Source organism: Bacillus sp. WC2507 (assembly GCF_052656125.1).
Genome location: NZ_JBQXPN010000001.1, coordinates 108353 through 125637, shown reverse-complemented (window position 1 = coordinate 125637; position 17285 = coordinate 108353). Strand labels below are relative to the sequence as shown.

14 protein-coding genes and 1 riboswitch are annotated in these 17285 nt (G+C 36.2%); of the genes, 10 read left to right on the top strand and 4 right to left on the bottom strand.

Annotated elements, in window-relative coordinates:
* Positions 1-187 precede the first annotated feature (187 nt).
* The 10 genes from rocF (at position 188) to ACUN28_RS00635 (ending at position 13277) form a co-directional block, all read left to right on the top strand.
* Entirely contained in the window at positions 188-1081 is an 894-nt protein-coding gene (gene rocF, locus ACUN28_RS00680; RefSeq protein WP_016089660.1) for an arginase, read from the top strand.
* Positions 1082-1329: 248 nt separating this feature from the next.
* Positions 1330-2151, top strand: coding sequence for a diadenylate cyclase CdaA (cdaA, locus tag ACUN28_RS00675; protein ID WP_016089659.1), 822 nt, complete (start codon positions 1330-1332; stop codon positions 2149-2151).
* Complete coding sequence (locus ACUN28_RS00670) at positions 2144-3607, top strand: CdaR family protein (RefSeq protein ID WP_016089658.1); 1464 nt, start codon at positions 2144-2146, stop codon at positions 3605-3607. The genes cdaA and ACUN28_RS00670 overlap by 8 nt, the downstream gene beginning before the upstream one ends.
* Positions 3600-4946, top strand: a complete 1347-nt coding sequence (gene glmM / locus ACUN28_RS00665; RefSeq protein ID WP_016089657.1) for a phosphoglucosamine mutase — start codon at positions 3600-3602, stop codon at positions 4944-4946. Before ACUN28_RS00670 ends, glmM begins: the two co-directional genes overlap by 8 nt.
* Before the next feature lie 286 nt (positions 4947-5232).
* The gene (locus tag ACUN28_RS00660; RefSeq protein WP_033659100.1) at positions 5233-5418 is read left to right on the top strand and encodes a hypothetical protein; all 186 of its coding nucleotides are present in this window, start codon (positions 5233-5235) and stop codon (positions 5416-5418) included.
* Positions 5419-5430: 12 nt separating this feature from the next.
* On the top strand, positions 5431-7233 hold the full coding sequence (gene glmS, locus ACUN28_RS00655; RefSeq protein ID WP_016089656.1) for a glutamine--fructose-6-phosphate transaminase (isomerizing): 1803 nt from the start codon (positions 5431-5433) through the stop codon (positions 7231-7233).
* Between the two features lie 263 nt (positions 7234-7496).
* Positions 7497-9461 (top strand): S9 family peptidase, encoded by a 1965-nt coding sequence (locus ACUN28_RS00650; RefSeq protein WP_016136988.1) that lies wholly within the window; start codon positions 7497-7499, stop codon positions 9459-9461.
* A 97-nt stretch (positions 9462-9558) separates the two neighbouring features.
* Complete coding sequence (locus ACUN28_RS00645; RefSeq protein WP_016089654.1) at positions 9559-10125, top strand: DUF4256 domain-containing protein; 567 nt, start codon at positions 9559-9561, stop codon at positions 10123-10125.
* A gap of 389 nt (positions 10126-10514) precedes the next feature.
* Positions 10515-12134 (top strand): S-layer homology domain-containing protein, encoded by a 1620-nt coding sequence (locus tag ACUN28_RS00640; RefSeq protein ID WP_016089653.1) that lies wholly within the window; start codon positions 10515-10517, stop codon positions 12132-12134.
* 366 nt (positions 12135-12500) lie between these two features.
* Positions 12501-13277, top strand: a complete 777-nt coding sequence (locus ACUN28_RS00635; protein ID WP_016089652.1) for an SDR family oxidoreductase — start codon at positions 12501-12503, stop codon at positions 13275-13277.
* Positions 13278-13467: 190 nt separating this feature from the next.
* Here ACUN28_RS00635 and ACUN28_RS00630 read toward each other — a convergent pair whose 3' ends face one another.
* From ACUN28_RS00630 to ACUN28_RS00615, 4 genes are all read right to left on the bottom strand, one after another.
* The gene (locus ACUN28_RS00630) at positions 13468-14136 is read right to left on the bottom strand and encodes a methionine ABC transporter permease (protein ID WP_016089651.1); all 669 of its coding nucleotides are present in this window, start codon (positions 14134-14136) and stop codon (positions 13468-13470) included.
* Positions 14111-15151 carry a methionine ABC transporter ATP-binding protein gene (locus ACUN28_RS00625; RefSeq protein ID WP_016089650.1) on the bottom strand — a complete coding sequence of 347 codons (1041 nt, stop codon included), beginning with the start codon at positions 15149-15151 and terminating at the stop codon, positions 14111-14113. Before ACUN28_RS00625 ends, ACUN28_RS00630 begins: the two co-directional genes overlap by 26 nt.
* Positions 15152-15163: 12 nt before the next feature.
* A complete protein-coding gene (locus ACUN28_RS00620) occupies positions 15164-15976 on the bottom strand; it encodes a MetQ/NlpA family ABC transporter substrate-binding protein (protein WP_016089649.1) in 813 nt (270 codons plus the stop codon).
* 85 nt (positions 15977-16061) lie between these two features.
* A riboswitch (SAM riboswitch) is annotated at positions 16062-16176 on the bottom strand.
* 81 nt (positions 16177-16257) lie between these two features.
* Positions 16258-17166, bottom strand: coding sequence for an NAD(P)-dependent alcohol dehydrogenase (locus tag ACUN28_RS00615; protein ID WP_016136989.1), 909 nt, complete (start codon positions 17164-17166; stop codon positions 16258-16260).
* Positions 17167-17285: the final 119 nt, after the last annotated feature.

The window sequence follows — 17285 nt, the reverse complement described above, 5'->3', positions numbered from 1 at the left end:
TATTTAATAATAATGATGAAAATTGTTTCATTAGGTTAACTTTATACATAGAATAGTCTTAACATTTGGATTTTAAAGCGAATATAAGTGAATAATTTGTATATCCATACAGAAAAATGTCGAGTTGAGTCAGACTATATAAAAGATTTAAAATATTTAGTGAAGGCACAAAAGGGGGATACTATCTATGAAAAAAGAAATCTCAGTTATTGGAGTTCCAATGGACTTAGGGCAGATGCGTCGTGGAGTTGATATGGGGCCGAGCGCAATCCGTTATGCAGGTGTAATTGAAAGAATTGAAGAAATTGGATATGACGTTAAAGATATGGGAGATATATGTATAGAGAGAGAAAAAGAAGTAGATGTAAATACAAGTTTAAGAAACCTTACACAAGTTGCAACTGTATGTAACGAATTAGCAAGTAAGGTGGATCATATTATAGAAGAAGGACGTTTTCCACTTGTATTAGGTGGCGACCATAGTATTGCTATTGGTACATTAGCTGGTGTTGCGAAACATTATAAAAATTTAGGTGTTATTTGGTATGATGCACATGGCGACTTAAATACAGAAGAAACTTCACCATCTGGAAATATTCATGGCATGTCACTCGCAGCAAGTTTAGGGTATGGGCATCCTTCACTTGTAGATTTATACGGGGCATATCCAAAGGTGAAAAAAGAGAATGTTGTAATTATCGGTGCACGTGCATTAGATGAAGGCGAAAAAGACTTTATTCGCAATGAAGGTATTAAAGTATTCTCTATGCACGAGATTGATCGTATGGGTATGACGGCTGTTATGGAAGAAACAATCGCGTATTTATCTCATACTGATGGTGTGCATTTATCATTAGATTTAGATGGTCTTGACCCTCATGATGCACCAGGAGTTGGAACACCTGTAATTGGTGGCCTATCTTATCGTGAAAGCCATTTAGCAATGGAAATGTTGGCGGAAGCTGATATTGTTACATCTGCTGAGTTTGTAGAGGTAAATACGATTTTAGATGAGCGAAATAGAACGGCAACAACAGCGGTTGCTTTAATGGGTTCTTTATTCGGTGAAAAACTAAAATAAATGTAAGAAAAGCAACTGAGAAGTTGCTTTTTTTATTTGAAAATAAGCGTATAATAATGATTTATATTATACTGTACGATAAGAATGTTTGACATCTTACCAATTTAGGCTAAAGGGGGTTGTTTGTAATTGTTGTTTGTTTCAAGTATGGTATAATTAACTAGTTGTTGGAAATACATACAGATAGAGCATAAAACAATATTTCAATATATGGATAGAATTGCTCGTAAGTAGGAGGAAGGGTTAGCATGCCTTTTGAAGATACGACCATTTTGAAATATCTTAGTACGGTATTAGATATTGCCGTTGTATGGTTTATTATATATAAGCTAATTCTCATAATCCGTGGGACGAAAGCTGTTCAACTTTTAAAAGGGATTACAGTTATTATTGTCGTTCGGATGATCAGTATTTTCCTTGAATTGCATACGCTATATTGGCTAACGGAACAAGTATTAACGTGGGGATTTTTAGCCGTTATTATTATTTTCCAGCCAGAATTGCGGAGAGCACTTGAGCAGCTAGGACGCGGGAGTTTATTTTCGCGTGTTGGAACTCATGAGGATGATGAACCTGAAATCGTTGCAACAGCGATAGCGAAAGCAACGGAATATATGGGAAAACGTAGAATTGGTGCATTAATTACTTTGTCAAAAGAGACCGGTATGGGTGATTATGTGGAAACGGGTATTCCACTAAATGCAAACGTATCATCGGAATTACTTATTAATATTTTCATTCCTAATACACCTCTTCACGATGGGGCAGTAATTATGCAAGGAAGTACCATTAAAGCAGCAGCGTGTTATCTTCCGTTATCGGAAAGTCCATTTATCTCTAAGGAGTTAGGAACTAGGCATCGTGCTGCAATGGGAGTTAGTGAAGTCACTGATAGTATTACTGTAGTTGTGTCGGAAGAAACTGGCCAAATTTCTTTAACGAAAAATGGTAAGTTGCATCGTGATTTGAAGGCAGAACAACTGAAAGATATGTTGTTGGCTGAATTTAGTGGAAACGAAAAAACGACTTCTTCGTCTTTATGGAATTGGAGGAGAAAGCGTCATGGATAAGTTAATGGAGAATCATTGGTTTTTAAAAGGGATCTCATTACTATTGGCGTGTATGCTTTTTATGTCAGCGACTTTAACTGAAAAAAATACGACATCGGGGATACTACCTTTCGCAAATGATGCGAAAGAAACATTAACTAATTATGAAATTAATCTTAAGTATGATGAAGAGAAATATATTGTAAGTGGTATTCCGTCAGAGGGTGTTAAGGTGAAGTTAGAGGGCCCAAAAGCAGCAGTTGCTACGGCAAAAGCAAAAAAACAATTTGATATACCAGTTGATTTGAGAGATAGCGAAAAAGGAACGTATGAAGTTTCTTTGAAAACGAACGGGCTTCCAGATGATGTGAAAGGAACAGTTCAGCCATCAATAATTAAAATTACTCTTCATGAAAAAGCGAGAAAATATGTTCATGTAGACTTAAAATTATCAAATGAAGATCAGATGCCTGCGGGTGCTACTCTTGAAAAATCAAATATTAAACCGGATACTGTTGAGGTAGTTGGGACGAAAGAAGAAATTGAAAGTATTTCATCTGCTAAGGCGTATATTGATTTAAAGGGTGTTAATAAAACTGTTACAAAAACAGCCGAGGTTACATTATACAATAAAGAAGGAAAACGTTTAAATGTAAGAACGAGTCCATCTAAAATTAGTGTAACATTGAATGTGGCGACGCAAGCTACAGCCAATAATACTGAAAAAACTGTTCCTGTAACGTATACGAAAAAGGGGAGTTTACCAGAAGGATTGGCCGTTACAAATATTAGCGTTGAGCCGAGAGAAGTAACGATAGCAGGTCCAAAAGATATCTTGGATAATATACAATCGATAGAGGGGGTCGAAGTAGATCTTAGTCAATTGACAGAGTCTACAACATTCGATACCTCTGTTTTATTGCCAAAGGGTGTAACAAGTGCAAAACCGAATCAAGTGAAGGTTTCGGTAGGAGTGCAAAAAACAAAACAAACGAAAACAAGAACGATTGATGGTATATCGATTCAAAAAAATGGACTTTCTAAAGATGTTACGGCCCAGCTACTTTCGCCGCAAGATGGGAAGATAAGCGTTGATATTTCAGGAGAAACAAGTATAGTAGATAAAATAACAGCTGCTCAAATAACAGCAGCAATTAATTTGCAAAATGTATCTCCGGGGACGAAGGATGTTTCTATTCAAGTGAGTGGTCCTGGTAATATTTCAATAGAGCCAAAACAAAAAAGTGCTAAAGTCACAATTGTGAAGAAAGAAAATCCAGATAAAGAAGTACAGGGTAACGGTGAAAAACCAGATTCAAATAATAACCAAGATAATCAAACTGAAAAACCAAAAAATCCTGAACCTAAACCTGATCCGGAAAAGGAACAGGAACAAAATAAAGAAAAAGAAACTAATCAAGAGCCAACAGTAGATAATCAAAAAGAGCCAGAAAAAGGAGCGAATCATAATGGGTAAATATTTTGGTACAGATGGAGTACGCGGGGTTGCGAACCAGGAGTTAACACCTGAATTAGCGTTCAAAATTGGACGTTTTGGTGGTTATGTATTAACAAAAGATACAGATCGTCCAAAAGTAATTATCGGCCGTGATACACGTATATCAGGACATATGTTAGAAGGAGCTTTAGTAGCAGGCCTATTATCAACTGGAGCAGAAGTAATGCGCCTTGGTGTTATTTCTACACCAGGTGTTGCTTATTTAACAAAAGCGTTAGATGCACAAGCAGGTGTTATGATTTCTGCATCTCATAATCCAGTACAAGATAACGGAATTAAATTCTTCGGTTCAGACGGTTTTAAATTAACTGATGAGCAAGAAGCAGAAATCGAAGCTTTATTAGACAAAGAAGTTGATGAATTACCACGTCCAACAGGTACTAACCTAGGACAAGTGAGTGATTATTTTGAAGGCGGACAAAAATATTTACAATACATTAAACAAACTGTAGAGGAAGATTTCTCTGGTTTACATATCGCTTTAGATTGTGCGCATGGTGCTACGTCTTCTTTAGCTCCGTACTTATTTGCTGATTTAGAAGCTGATATTTCAACAATGGGAACTTCACCAAACGGTATGAATATTAACGATGGAGTAGGTTCTACACATCCAGAAGTATTAGCTGAATTAGTAAAAGAAAAAGGTGCTGATATCGGTCTTGCCTTTGATGGTGATGGTGACCGTTTAATCGCTGTAGATGAAAAAGGAAACATCGTTGATGGCGATCAAATTATGTTTATTTGTGCGAAGTACATGAAAGAAACTGGTCAACTAAAGCATAATACAGTCGTTTCAACTGTTATGAGTAACTTAGGTTTCTACAAAGCACTAGAAGCTAACAATATCACAAGTGATAAAACAGCAGTTGGCGATCGCTATGTAATGGAAGAGATGAAGCGTGGTGGATATAACCTGGGTGGAGAACAATCAGGTCATATTATCTTACTTGATTACATTACAACTGGTGATGGAATGTTAAGTGCACTTCAACTTGTAAACATCATGAAAATGACGAAAAAACCACTATCTGAGCTTGCAGGTGAGATGATCAAATTCCCACAATTACTAGTAAACGTTCGTGTAACAGATAAAAAACTAGCATTAGAAAACGAAAAAATTAAAGAAATTATTCGTGTTGTAGAGGAAGAAATGAACGGTGATGGCCGCATTCTTGTTCGTCCATCTGGAACAGAGCCACTTATTCGTGTAATGGCAGAAGCACCAACACAAGAAGTTTGTGACGCATATGTACATCGCATTGTAGAAGTTGTGAAAGCTGAAGTTGGCGCTGAATAATTCGATAAATTTATTGAAAAGGAGCACAATAAGTGCTCCTTTTTCATATGTTTTATAGACGATGAAAAAAATTTCATTGACGGTTTATCCATGTTTGTTATAAGATGGTCTTGTTCTTTTTCTCAAAGGAAATATTGTAAATTATAGAAGCGCCAGAACTACAAGTAGTGTAGTTGACGAGGTGGAGTTTATCGAGATTTCGGCGGATGACTCTCGGTTGTTCATCACAACCGCAAGCTTTTACTTAAATCATTAAGGTGACTTAGTGGACAAAGGTGAAAGTGTGATGAGAGAAAAGGAACGGATGAAAACTAGCTGTATAAGTATATACGGACTTAAACCCAATCGAGAGGAAGGTGAAAGCCGTTACAAGCTTACAGGGCTAGCAATATGTAATCCGTTTTTTAGTATAAATAAAAATGGTATCGGACTATGTCGTTACATGTTCGCAGAGCAATGTAAGCATTTGTAACGGCGACTAAACATGTGTGGAATCGTAGGATTTATTGGAGAGCAAGATGCAAAGGAAATTTTATTAAAAGGTTTAGAAAAGCTAGAATATCGTGGATATGATTCAGCAGGTATTGCAGTACAAGCAGAGAACGGTGTTGTTGTATACAAAGAAAAAGGTCGTATTGCAAAACTTCGCGAAATCGTAGATGAGAACGTAGCAGCAAGCGTGGGAATCGGTCACACACGCTGGGCTACACATGGTGTTCCAAGCAAAGTAAACGCGCATCCGCATCAAAGTACATCAAAACGCTTTACGCTAGTTCATAATGGTGTAATTGAAAACTATGAGTTAGTGAAAAAGGAATATTTACAAGATGTAACGTTCGTAAGTGAAACAGATACAGAGGTTATCGTACAGCTTATGGAACAACAAGTGAGCACAGGACTAAGTGTAGAAGAAGCGTTCCGTAATACGCTATCTCTTTTACATGGCTCTTATGCAATCGGATTACTTGATGCTGAAAATCCAAACATGATTTATGTTGCTAAAAACAAAAGCCCGCTATTAGTAGGTGTTGGTGACAACTTTAATGTTGTGGCGAGCGACGCTATGGCGATGTTACAAGTTACAGATCAATTTATCGAATTAATGGATAAAGAAATCGTAATTGTAACGAAAGAAAGTATTACAATTAAAAACTTACAAGGTGAAACGATTGAACGTGCACCGTTTACAGCGGAATTAGACGCAAGTGATATTGAAAAAGGAACGTATCCTCATTTCATGCTTAAAGAAATCGACGAGCAACCACTTGTAATCCGTAATATTATTCAAAAGTACCAAGATGAAAATGGCGAGATTGAATTGAATGAAGATATCCGTAACGCAATTTTAGATAGTGATCGCATTTACATCATTGCATGTGGAACAAGTTATCATGCAGGTCTTGTTGGAAAACAATTTATCGAGAAGTTTGCAAAAATGCCAGTTGAAGTGCATGTAGCAAGTGAATTCTCTTATAACATGCCATTATTAACAGAAAGACCATTCTTCATTTACATTTCACAAAGTGGTGAAACAGCTGATAGTCGTGCAGTACTTGTACAAACAAATGAAATGGGTCATAAAGCATTAACAATTACAAACGTACCTGGTTCTACGCTTTCTCGTGAAGCTGATTATACACTTCCATTATACGCGGGACCAGAAATTGCAGTGGCATCAACGAAAGCTTACACAGCACAGCTTGCAGTACTTTCAATTTTAGCAGCTGATATTGCTAAAGCAAAAGGTGAAGTTCTTGATTTTGACTTAACACACGAACTAGGACTTGTAGCAAACGCAATGGTAGTACTTTGTGATCAAAAAGAAGAAATGGACGCATTAGCAAAGAAATTTTTAGCAACAACTCGTAACTGTTTCTTCATCGGACGTAGCGTAGACTTCTACGTAGGATTAGAAGGTGCGTTAAAGCTAAAAGAAATCTCTTACATCCAAGCAGAAGGATTTGCTGGAGGAGAGTTAAAACACGGTACAATCGCCTTAATCGAAAATGGTACACCAGTTATCGCACTTGCTACACAAAAGCACGTAAACCTTGGAATTCGTGGTAACGTGAAAGAAGTAGTAGCACGCGGAGCTAATCCATGTATCATCTCAATGAAAGGCTTAGAAATGGAAGGTGACAGCTTCGTATTACCAGCTGTACACGAAACACTAGCACCACTAGTAGCAGTTATTCCATTACAACTTATCTCATACTACGCAGCACTTCATCGCGAGTGTGATGTTGATAAGCCACGTAACTTAGCTAAGTCTGTTACGGTTGAGTAGGAGATTGGTAGGTTAATAAATAAATGAATCGGTACCCCTTTAGATATTGTATCTAAAGGGGTATTTTTGTATTGAAAAAGAACATCTAAAATTGGTAAGTGGATAGCACCCTACTAATGAAGGTTTTACTTTATTGGAGTTGGAATAGAACTACTTTGATTTATTTGAATTTTCAGCTATCATTTTAAGTATGTGTGAACAATTCTCTTTATTATAAAGAGAAGAGACGATAGATTCATGGTCATTACAAGGGGGGCTTATTAATGAAAGTGAAAGCAAAAACATATTTAAGTATAGAAGAGATTATTTCATCACCGGTCGTATCCAGTGCAAATATAAGTGATGATGGAAAAAACGTAGCATTTGTAAAAAAGACAGCTAACTGGGATGACAATACGTATAGAAATCATGTATGGATATATGAGAAAGATAAAGGGCAGGGTTATCCACTAACAAATGGGGATATAGATAGTACACATCCATTATGGTCTCCAGATTCTAAGACTATTGCATACCTTAGCCCAGGCAGTGACGGAGCTAATACAAATCAGATCTTTGTTAAATCAATAGATGGTTGTAGTGAGGTTCAAATGACTGATGAGGAAGAAGGTGTCAGTACATTTAAATGGAATCCCACGGGTAAAGGTTTTTATTATGTTGCACAGTCAAAAGAATGTGAGAAAATAAAGAAGCATAAGGAACGATATGGAGATTTCCACCATGTAGGTAAGGAACATCGGAATAATTGTTTATACTACGTTGAAATAGAAAAAGTGATACAAAATGATAAAGGGGAACGGAAGGTTAGCAGTGTTTATCAACTAACGGACGGTAAGGAGTTTTATATACATAACTTTGATATTTCAAATGATGGGAAAAAGGTTGTATGTATGGCTACACCAAGCCTAAACGATTATATGAATGGTGAGCTCTACATATTAGATGTTGAAGCTGGAGAACTACAAAAAATGAATATGGATAAGTTGTTAGGAGCAAGCGTCTGCTTTTCTCCCGAGGGCGATAAAATATGTTACGCAGCAAGCATAAGAGAGAAGGATTACTATAGGAATCATATACAAGATAGTACATTAGAGATATATGATATGAATACGGGAGAGGTAATTCAACCTCTAACAAATTTTGATAGTACGGTTATGCCATTACAGTGGACAGCTAAAGGGATTTTAATTAGGTGGCAGGATAAAACGAATTACCGTATTGGATTGCTATGTGAGGATGGAACTGTGGAAATGTTAAGCGAAACAGTAGAAGGATTTATAATGGATGCCTCTATAACAAGGGATGGAAATCATATAACATATACTAAGGCTATAACAAATGAAACCTTTGAAATCTATTTGGATGATAAAAAAATAACAAATGAAAATAGCTTTTTCGAAGGCAGGCTTAAAAGTAACAGGGAAATCATCTCATGGAGAAGTAGTGATGGTCTTGAAATAGAAGGTGTTTTATCAACCCCAGTAGAGTTTGAGGCAAATAAAAAACATCCCTTATTAGTAGTAATCCATGGTGGTCCGAATTGGGCGTCCTTTCCGATATTTTCAGACTGCTTCAATGAGAAATATCCGATTGAACAGTTTGTTGAAAAAGGCTTTATCGTTTTAGAACCAAACTATAGAGGAAGTTCTGGTTATGGTAATGAATTTTTAAAAGCAAACTATAGAAAACAAGGATTTGCTGATTATGATGATATTATATCTGGAGTGGATGCACTAGTTGAAAAAGGGATTGTAGATAAAGATAGAGTAGGAGTTATGGGATGGAGTAACGGAGGATATATATCAGCTTTCTGTTCTACATTTAGTAGTAGATTTAAAGCTATTTCAGTTGGAGGTGGAATTACTAACTTGAGTACCCATTATGTAAATACAGATATCCCTTACTTTATTAGAATGTATTTAGGAAATACTCCATGGAATGATCCAGAGATATATAAGAAGACATCACCAATGACATATATTAAATCAGCTTGTACGCCTACGTTAATTCAACATGGAGAAAAGGATGTAAGAATTCCAACTACAAATGCATATGAGCTATATGAAGGATTAAGAGAAATGGAAGTTGATACAGAATTAATTATATTTAAAGGAATGGCATATAGCTCGGATCAGCCAGGAATGAGAGTAGCTATTATGAGGCAGAACTTGATGTGGTTTTCACACTATATTCTTGGAGAAAGCATGAAAGGTTTTCGTACTATATAATGGATATATGTACAGGGATTTTTCGTTGTAAACTGTATACAAACTATCATTGAAAAGATTTAAATGATTATAAGGAAACGTAATTCGGAGGATTAATATGACGGAGAATAAAAATGAGTTATCTGCAGAACAACGCGAAGAACTATTAAAAGTATTACAAGCCCGTTTTGAGAAAAACATGAACCGCCATGAAGGTCTTGAATGGGCTAAAGTTGAAGCAAAGCTGGCTACTAATACTGAAAAACTATGGTCAATTAATGAAATGGAAGTAACTGGCGGTGAGCCGGATGTTGTTGGTTATGATGAGGAGAAGGACGAGTATACTTTCTATGATTGTTCAAAGGAGAGTCCTAAAGGTCGCAGAAGTCTTTGTTATGATCTTGAAGCATTAGAGTCAAGAAAAAAACATAAGCCAGAAAATAATGTTATTGATGTGGCAACTGCTATGGGCATTGAATTATTAACGGAAGAACAATATCGAGAGTTGCACCAGCTCGGGAATTTCGACATGAAATCATCAAGCTGGGTACAAACACCTTCAGATATTCGAGAACTCGGCGGTGCTCTATTTTGCGATTATCGCTTCGGACACGTTTTCGTGTATCACAATGGAGCAGATTCATACTATGCTGCTAGAGGATTTCGTGGTTCGCTAAAGGTCTAAATTTGGAAAAAGTAAGAGTATGTTTTAATTAATCTTTTTGAAACATGCTCTTTTTTATAATTGTTATTTAGAGTTATTCATATTGGTTTGATTAACCTAGTTAAGAACTGTAATACTATGTAAAATTAATTAATATCTAGCATATTAGTAAACTCATACCTAGAGGTGTAGCAAAAAAGGATTTCTAAAAATAGGAATTCTTTTTTATTTGTTGTCAGGATTTTTAAAGAATTTAGAGATTTCATAGAAAACAAACGGGATATCGAGTAAAATGTTAAGTATTGTTTTCGACATTCAAAAGGGTATTTTAAAGGTTTTTTTCGCTAATTTTTATAAGTCTATTAAAGGAGGAAGATATATCTAAAATAGCGAGATATATCAAATTAAACATGAGTATTACATTTCATAAAAAGGTAGTAGCATTAACAGCAGGATTAACGGTATTATCTTCATCTGTGGTATCGTTCGCAGAGGAACAACAATCAGTAAATAACTATCAATCTATAAGTGCCCTGGAACAAGGTGAAACAGGTCAACTTCAGGTATCAGACGAACAAGCTTTAAAAAGCATTGAAGAAAGTTTTCAAGGAGTAGATGGACGTGGTGGAGGTACTGTCGATAATAAGAAAGTGGACAGTCTTCAAGGTTCAGAAGGTATGTATGAAGAAACAGGTACATTAACGGTTCCTAACAATTCAAATAGAACAAAACGTAGTCTTTCTTTTTCAGCACCTAAAGTTTCTAGTACTATAAATGGCGTTCCATTTACTGAATGGATTGTTCCGACTGGTAATGAGAATATTCGTCCTCAAAACCACATGATTCCAAAGTATATTACAATTCACGAGACTGACAATAAAAGTGTAGGAGCAGGAGCTAAAAACCACGCTCAATACTTATATAACCAAGCAGTAGGACAAACAGATCGAGCTGCATCATGGCACTTTACAGTAGATGATAAAGAGATTTATCAACACTTACCATTAAACGAAAACGGATGGCACGCAGGAGACGGTGATGGACCAGGTAATAGAGAATCTATTGCCATTGAAATTGCAGTTAACAGTGATGGTGACTATAATAAGGCAGTAGATAACGCTAAGAAACTTGCAGCTCATTTAATGAAAGAAACAGGTGTACCATTAAATAATGTCGTAAAACATCAAAAATGGAGTGGTAAAAACTGTCCTGCTATTATGATTAACAGTGGACAATGGGTTCCATTCGTAAATGGTGTTGAAGGGTATTATAATAAATTTTATCAACCAACAGACGATATAACAGGAGGTTGGTATGAGCCAGCTATTCGTGATTTGAATAGAAGAGGTATTATGGTCGGAGAAGGAAACGGTATTTTTGCGCCTAATAGATCTGTAACAAGAGCTGAGTTTGCTCAATTAATCTCTAATTCTCTAAGTCTTCCAGCTGGAGATGCAACGTTTAAAGATTTAAATGATGTAAATCCAACTTTACGAGATGGTATTAAACGTACTGCAAGTGCAGGCATCATTTCTGGTAGAGGAGACGGTAATTTTGACCCTAACACACCTATTACAAGAGAAGAAGCTGCAGTTATTGTAAATAAAGCTTTACAGTATAAAAAAATAAATGGACCATTGGCAAACTTACCATTTGCAGATAAAGATCAAATTATCTATAAAGAAGCAGTACAAAGATTATACGGTTTGGGTATTGTAAAAGGTATGGGAGATAATCTGTATGTGCCTAAAGGAACGACGACTCGTGGTGAAACAGCAGCATTCATTTTAAACATGCTTCAAGTAATTGAAACTGGTAGTGTTCAAAAAGGAATTGGTACAGTTGAAATTAATGGAATTGGGGTAAATGTTCGCAGCGGAGCAGGTGCTAGCTACTCTGTTGTTAGAAAAGCAAGCAAAGGTGAAAAAGCTACAGTATACGAAGAAAAGAATGGCTGGCTAAGAATTGGTACAGATGAGTGGGTTTATAATGAGCCTAGTTACATGGTATATAAGAAGGATAAAAATTAAACCGTTAAGACGAAAGTTATATATTAGGTATTCCAATTAAAAACAGGCGATGGGCAGTATTTTTCCCATTGCCTGTTTTTCTGTTGTATTTTCTTTTATATTATTTAAAATGTTTTGTCATATTGCTATAATAAAAATAGAGATATATGGAAAGGAGACAAGGATTCAATATGCGTACGAACTTGTAATGATTAGAAATTAGATAGATGAATTTTTCTCTCATAAGTGAGGGGTTATTTAGCTATCTGTAAATCATTCAAGGACTGCATATTTGGCTTGTACATCCCCTTTGTAAGGATAGATACCTATGTGGGGAAATTTATATCTCTTATATAAAATATGCGTCCTTTAAAATTGGAGGAGTATATGATGAATCAATTAAAACATAAAGTAGCAATTGTTACAGGTGTAAGTCGTTTAGATGGTATAGGCGCAGCGATTTGTAAAGAGTTAGCTGAAGCAGGATACGATATATTTTTTACGTATTGGACAGCTTACGATAAAGAGATGCCTTGGGGCGTCGATCAAAGTGAACAAATACAATTAAAAAAAGAGTTACTAAAAAACGGTGTGAAAGTATCGAGCATGGAGTTAGATTTAACTCGGAATGATGCACCGAAAGAGCTTATAAATAAAGTTACTGAACAACTAGGATACCCTCATATATTAATTAATAATGCAGCGTATTCTACAAATAATGATTTCTCTAATTTGACTGCTGAAGAATTGGATAAGCATTACATGGTAAATATTCGTGCGGCTACATTGTTAAGTAGCCAATTTGCCCGAGGATTTGATAAGAAATCTGGTGGTAGAATTGTGAATATGACTTCAGGTCAATTTCAAGGGCCTATGGCTGGAGAACTGGCGTATGCAACAACGAAGGGAGCTATTGACGCTCTTACTAGTACGTTGTCAGCGGAAGTAGCCCATTTAGGAATAACAGTGAATGCAATTAATCCAGGTCCAACTAGTACAGGGTGGATGACTGAAGAGATAAAGCAAGGATTAAAACCAATGTTTCCTTTCGGCAGAATTGGTGAGCCAAAGGATGCAGCGAGGCTTATTAAGTTTTTAGTAAGTGAAGAAGCAAAATGGATTACAGGACAAGTTATTCATTCAGAAGGCGGATTTAAAAGATAAAGTGAAACTTTAATTAGTGGGGGGTTTTTTCATCCCCCACTGATTATTAGCCTTCACCAATCGGACTTTTAAGGGCAGTTGATCCCCCACCTAACTTCTTTGCTCCCGCTGAATTTTGAGGCGAGGGTCTTACCGCCCGTTAATGCGGGATAAAAAGAAGGTATCTCATTTCGGTGAGATGCCCTCTTTTTTAATCTTTCTTCAATCTTCGTGCAACACCATTCCCTAAAGACTGTAACCCTTGAACGAGGATAATTAAAATAAAGACGGTTGCATACATTACTTCAGGTTCGTAGCGTAAGTGTCCGAATCGATATGCTAAGTCCCCTAGCCCGCCAGCCCCTACAAGTCCAGCCATTGCTGTTGCACCGATTAAGCCGATTGTTGCAATTGTTAAGCCAAGTACAAGGGAGGGACGAGCTTCTTTCACCATAACGTGCCAAATAATTTTTATAGTAGAAATGCCCATTGCTTGGTAAGCTTCAATAACACCACGGTCCACCTCTAATAAAGCTGTCTCCATTAATCGTGCAATGTAAGGTGCTGTGAATACGACAAGTGGTACGATGACACCTTGCACGCCAATGGATGTTCCCATTAGAAACTTTGTAAAAGGTAAAATGAAGAATAATAGAATGATAAATGGAAGAGAGCGAATGATATTAATAATTGTATTAAGAATCGGATAAATGATTTTATTTTCGTGCTGCCCACCAGGTCTCGTTAAAACAAGTGTGACGCCAAGTGGTAATGCAATAAGGATAGAGATGAATAGTGAAATAGATGTCATTTGAAATGTTTGAATGGTTGCTTCCCATATGACTTTACCCCATTCATCCAAAAAGGACTTGTTTCCCATAATCTGTTCTACCTCCTTCTACGATGATCCCTTGTTCTTGTAAAAATGATAAAGCGCGGTCTACTTCATTTTTTTCACCCTGCATATGAATGACCAGTTTCCCATATGCTTCATGTTTTAACTGTGTAATGTTACCGGATAAAATATTTGGATACACTTGAAAACGTTTTGTAGCAATAGCTAACGCTGGTTCGCCAGAAGAAGTTCCTATAAATGAAAGTGTTACGATTTCTCCGGTTCTTTGTAGTTCTTTTTGTACCTCTTCTGGAATTCTAGCTGCAAATGCACTATTTACGAATTTCTTCGTTGTTATATGTTGTGGGTTGGTGAAAATATCTTTCACAGTTCCACTTTCGATTACTGCTCCATGTTCCATAACAGCAACTCGGTCACATATACGCTGGATGACATTCATTTCATGTGTAATTAATAAAATTGTGATCCCGATTTCTTCATTGATTTTTAATAATAAGTCAAGGATAGAATCGGTTGTTTCCGGATCTAAAGCGCTTGTTGCTTCGTCGCTTAATAACACTTCAGGTTCGTGTGATAGTGCGCGTGCAATGGCAACACGCTGCTTTTGGCCACCAGAAAGTTCACTCGGATAGGCATCTTTTCGATTGAAAAGATCGACAATACGTAAGTATTTTTCTACCCTTTTTTCAATTTCTACTTTGGGAATGCCAGCAAGGCGTAAAGGTAATGCGATATTTTCATAAACTGTCACGGTTTTAAGTAAATTGAATCCTTGAAAGATCATTCCGATTTTTTGTCGCGCTTTTGCGAGTTCTTTTGCTGATAAAGTTGTTAAGTCTTGGTTGTTTACAATGATATTTCCTGTCGTTGGCTTTTCTAATAAATTTACACATCGAATTAATGTACTTTTACCAGCACCACTATATCCAATGATTCCAAATACTTCGCCCTTTTTTACTTGAAGGGAGGTAGGTTTAAGAGCTTCCACATTCCCTTTTTTTGTTGTGAATACTTTGGATACATTTTTTAATTCAATCATTATCGTCAGCTCCTACCAAGACGGTAAAACAGAACCATCAAATTTTTTCTCGATAAATTCTTTCACTTCTTTAGATTGATAAGCTTTCTTTAATTTATTTACAACAGCATCATCTTTATTTTCAGTACGAACAACGACCCAGTTCACATATGGTGAATCTTTTCCTTCACGGAAGATAGAATCTTTCGCAGGGCTTAATTTTGCACCTAATGCAAAGTTTGTATTAATCGCAGCTGCTTTTACTTCACTTAGTTGTGTCGGTAATTGAGATGCCTCTAATTCAACAATCTTTAAGTTTTTTGGATTTTCAATTACATCTTTCGCAGTCGCTTTTTCTGTAGCCTTTGGATCTACTTTTAAAACACCGGCTTTTTCAAATAGCTTTAAAGCTCGAAGTTCATTTGTTGGATCATTTGGTACAGCAATTGCGTCGCCCTCTTTTAAATCCTTTACATCTTTTAAGCTTTTCGAATATACACCCATAGGGAATGTTACTGTTGAAAATACTTCAGTTAATTTCATATTACGTTCAGCTTTAAATACGTCTAAATATGATTTCGTTTGATAGCTATTTACATCGAGGCTTTTTTCATCTAGGGATACGTTTGGTGCTACATAATCATTAAATACTTTTACATCAATTTCGAGACCGTCTTTTGCGGCAACTTCTTTTACCTTTTCAAAAATTTGTTCATGCGGACCGCCTGTTACACCGACAGTAATCTTTTTCTCATCTAACGCTTTTACTTCTTTATCTGAACCCCCGCTACATGCGCCTAATAATAATACCGCTCCACTTACAATGCTCAATAATACTTTTTTCATCTATAGTTCCCCCTTCATATACGTTCCAAAATAAAAAGCACCTCTCAAAAATAAGAGAGGTGCCGAATAGACAAAATAGGTTCCTCTCTTATCTTCCAAAACGAAAGCTCGTTTTGCAGGAATTAGCACCTTAGCTTATACGTCATAAGCTCGGTTGCCGGGCATCATCGGGCCAGTCCCTCCGCCACTCTTGATAAGAGTATGTGTATGTAGTTTTTTTAATATGCTACTAATAGTAAATCTTACAAAAAGAATTGTCAATGTTATTTTCTGAATATATTTTATTTTAAGGTAATCGAAACATTTCCTTTTTTATGCCCTTTTTCTACATATATATGAGCTTCAGTAATTTCTTCTAATCGGTAAGTTCTATCAATAACAGGCTTTAAATGTTCTGCTTCAGTTAGTTTTTTTAGTAGAATCATATCTTCTTTACTTACTTTTGCCATCATTCCATTCACAGATACATATTTCCCATTAGGTGTTAATGCCTTTTCACAAAGGGATTTTTTATGTTTTCCAACTGCATCAAATATAATATTGTAGCGTTCACCCCGCTTAGTAAAATCTTCTTTTGTATAATCAATTATTTTATCAGCTCCTAAAGATTGCACGAGTTCAAAATTTGAATGACTACAAACAGCCGTAACGGTCGCACCAAAATATTTAGCAAGTTGTACGGCAGCTGTTCCTACTGATCCAGAGGCACCATATATGAGCACTTGTTGTCCTTTTTTTATACGGCCCTTTCTCAGGAAATGTAATGCTGAAGTTCCGCCAAAAGAAATAACTGCCGCTTCTTCATACGTCACATTGGTAGGTTTTAATGCTATTAATCCACTTTCATGTACACATGTGTATTCGGCATAACCACCAAGGTTTAGTTCTGTTAATGCAAAAATTGGATCTCCTTTTTTAAATTGGGTTACATCTGTTCCAATTTCCTCAATTTCTCCAGCTAATTCTACGCCGAGTATAGGTTTTCTCGGTTTTCTGAAACCTAATATGATCCGCATAGGAATCCAAAATAAGAGGGGACTATTAAAGCCGCGTATTCTACAATCTCCAGTCGATACACTTGTTGCATGAATTTTAATTAATACTTCGTTCTTTTTAGGTGTAGGTTTCTCTATATTTTGAAGCTGGAGAACGTTAGGTGGTCCATATTTTGTGCAAATCATTACTTTCATAATAACCTCCCGAATTTCGTTGTTTTTATTTACATCATATTTAAACCTTTCATCAAACATGTTGTTATTTAGAGTTGAATTTAAATAAGGACATTGGAAATCATATAGATTTAAAAGAT

Excerpts from the sequence above, each read along its gene's own strand:
- rocF (WP_016089660.1), top strand. The coding sequence starts at position 188 with ATGAAAAAAGAAATCTCAGTTATTGGAGTTCCAATGGACTTAGGGCAG.
- cdaA (WP_016089659.1), top strand. The coding sequence starts at position 1,330 with ATGCCTTTTGAAGATACGACCATTTTGAAATATCTTAGTACGGTATTA.
- ACUN28_RS00630 (WP_016089651.1), bottom strand. The coding sequence starts at position 14,136 with ATGGGAAACAAGTCCTTTTTGGATGAATGGGGTAAAGTCATATGGGAA.
- ACUN28_RS00615 (WP_016136989.1), bottom strand. The coding sequence starts at position 17,166 with ATGAAAGTAATGATTTGCACAAAATATGGACCACCTAACGTTCTCCAG.
- ACUN28_RS00670 (WP_016089658.1), top strand. The coding sequence starts at position 2,144 with ATGGATAAGTTAATGGAGAATCATTGGTTTTTAAAAGGGATCTCATTA.
- ACUN28_RS00640 (WP_016089653.1), top strand. The coding sequence starts at position 10,515 with ATGAGTATTACATTTCATAAAAAGGTAGTAGCATTAACAGCAGGATTA.
- glmM (WP_016089657.1), top strand. The coding sequence starts at position 3,600 with ATGGGTAAATATTTTGGTACAGATGGAGTACGCGGGGTTGCGAACCAG.
- glmS (WP_016089656.1), top strand. The coding sequence starts at position 5,431 with ATGTGTGGAATCGTAGGATTTATTGGAGAGCAAGATGCAAAGGAAATT.
- ACUN28_RS00625 (WP_016089650.1), bottom strand. The coding sequence starts at position 15,151 with ATGATTGAATTAAAAAATGTATCCAAAGTATTCACAACAAAAAAAGGG.
- ACUN28_RS00635 (WP_016089652.1), top strand. The coding sequence starts at position 12,501 with ATGATGAATCAATTAAAACATAAAGTAGCAATTGTTACAGGTGTAAGT.
- ACUN28_RS00620 (WP_016089649.1), bottom strand. The coding sequence starts at position 15,976 with ATGAAAAAAGTATTATTGAGCATTGTAAGTGGAGCGGTATTATTATTA.
- ACUN28_RS00645 (WP_016089654.1), top strand. The coding sequence starts at position 9,559 with ATGACGGAGAATAAAAATGAGTTATCTGCAGAACAACGCGAAGAACTA.
- ACUN28_RS00660 (WP_033659100.1), top strand. The coding sequence starts at position 5,233 with ATGAGAGAAAAGGAACGGATGAAAACTAGCTGTATAAGTATATACGGA.
- ACUN28_RS00650 (WP_016136988.1), top strand. The coding sequence starts at position 7,497 with ATGAAAGTGAAAGCAAAAACATATTTAAGTATAGAAGAGATTATTTCA.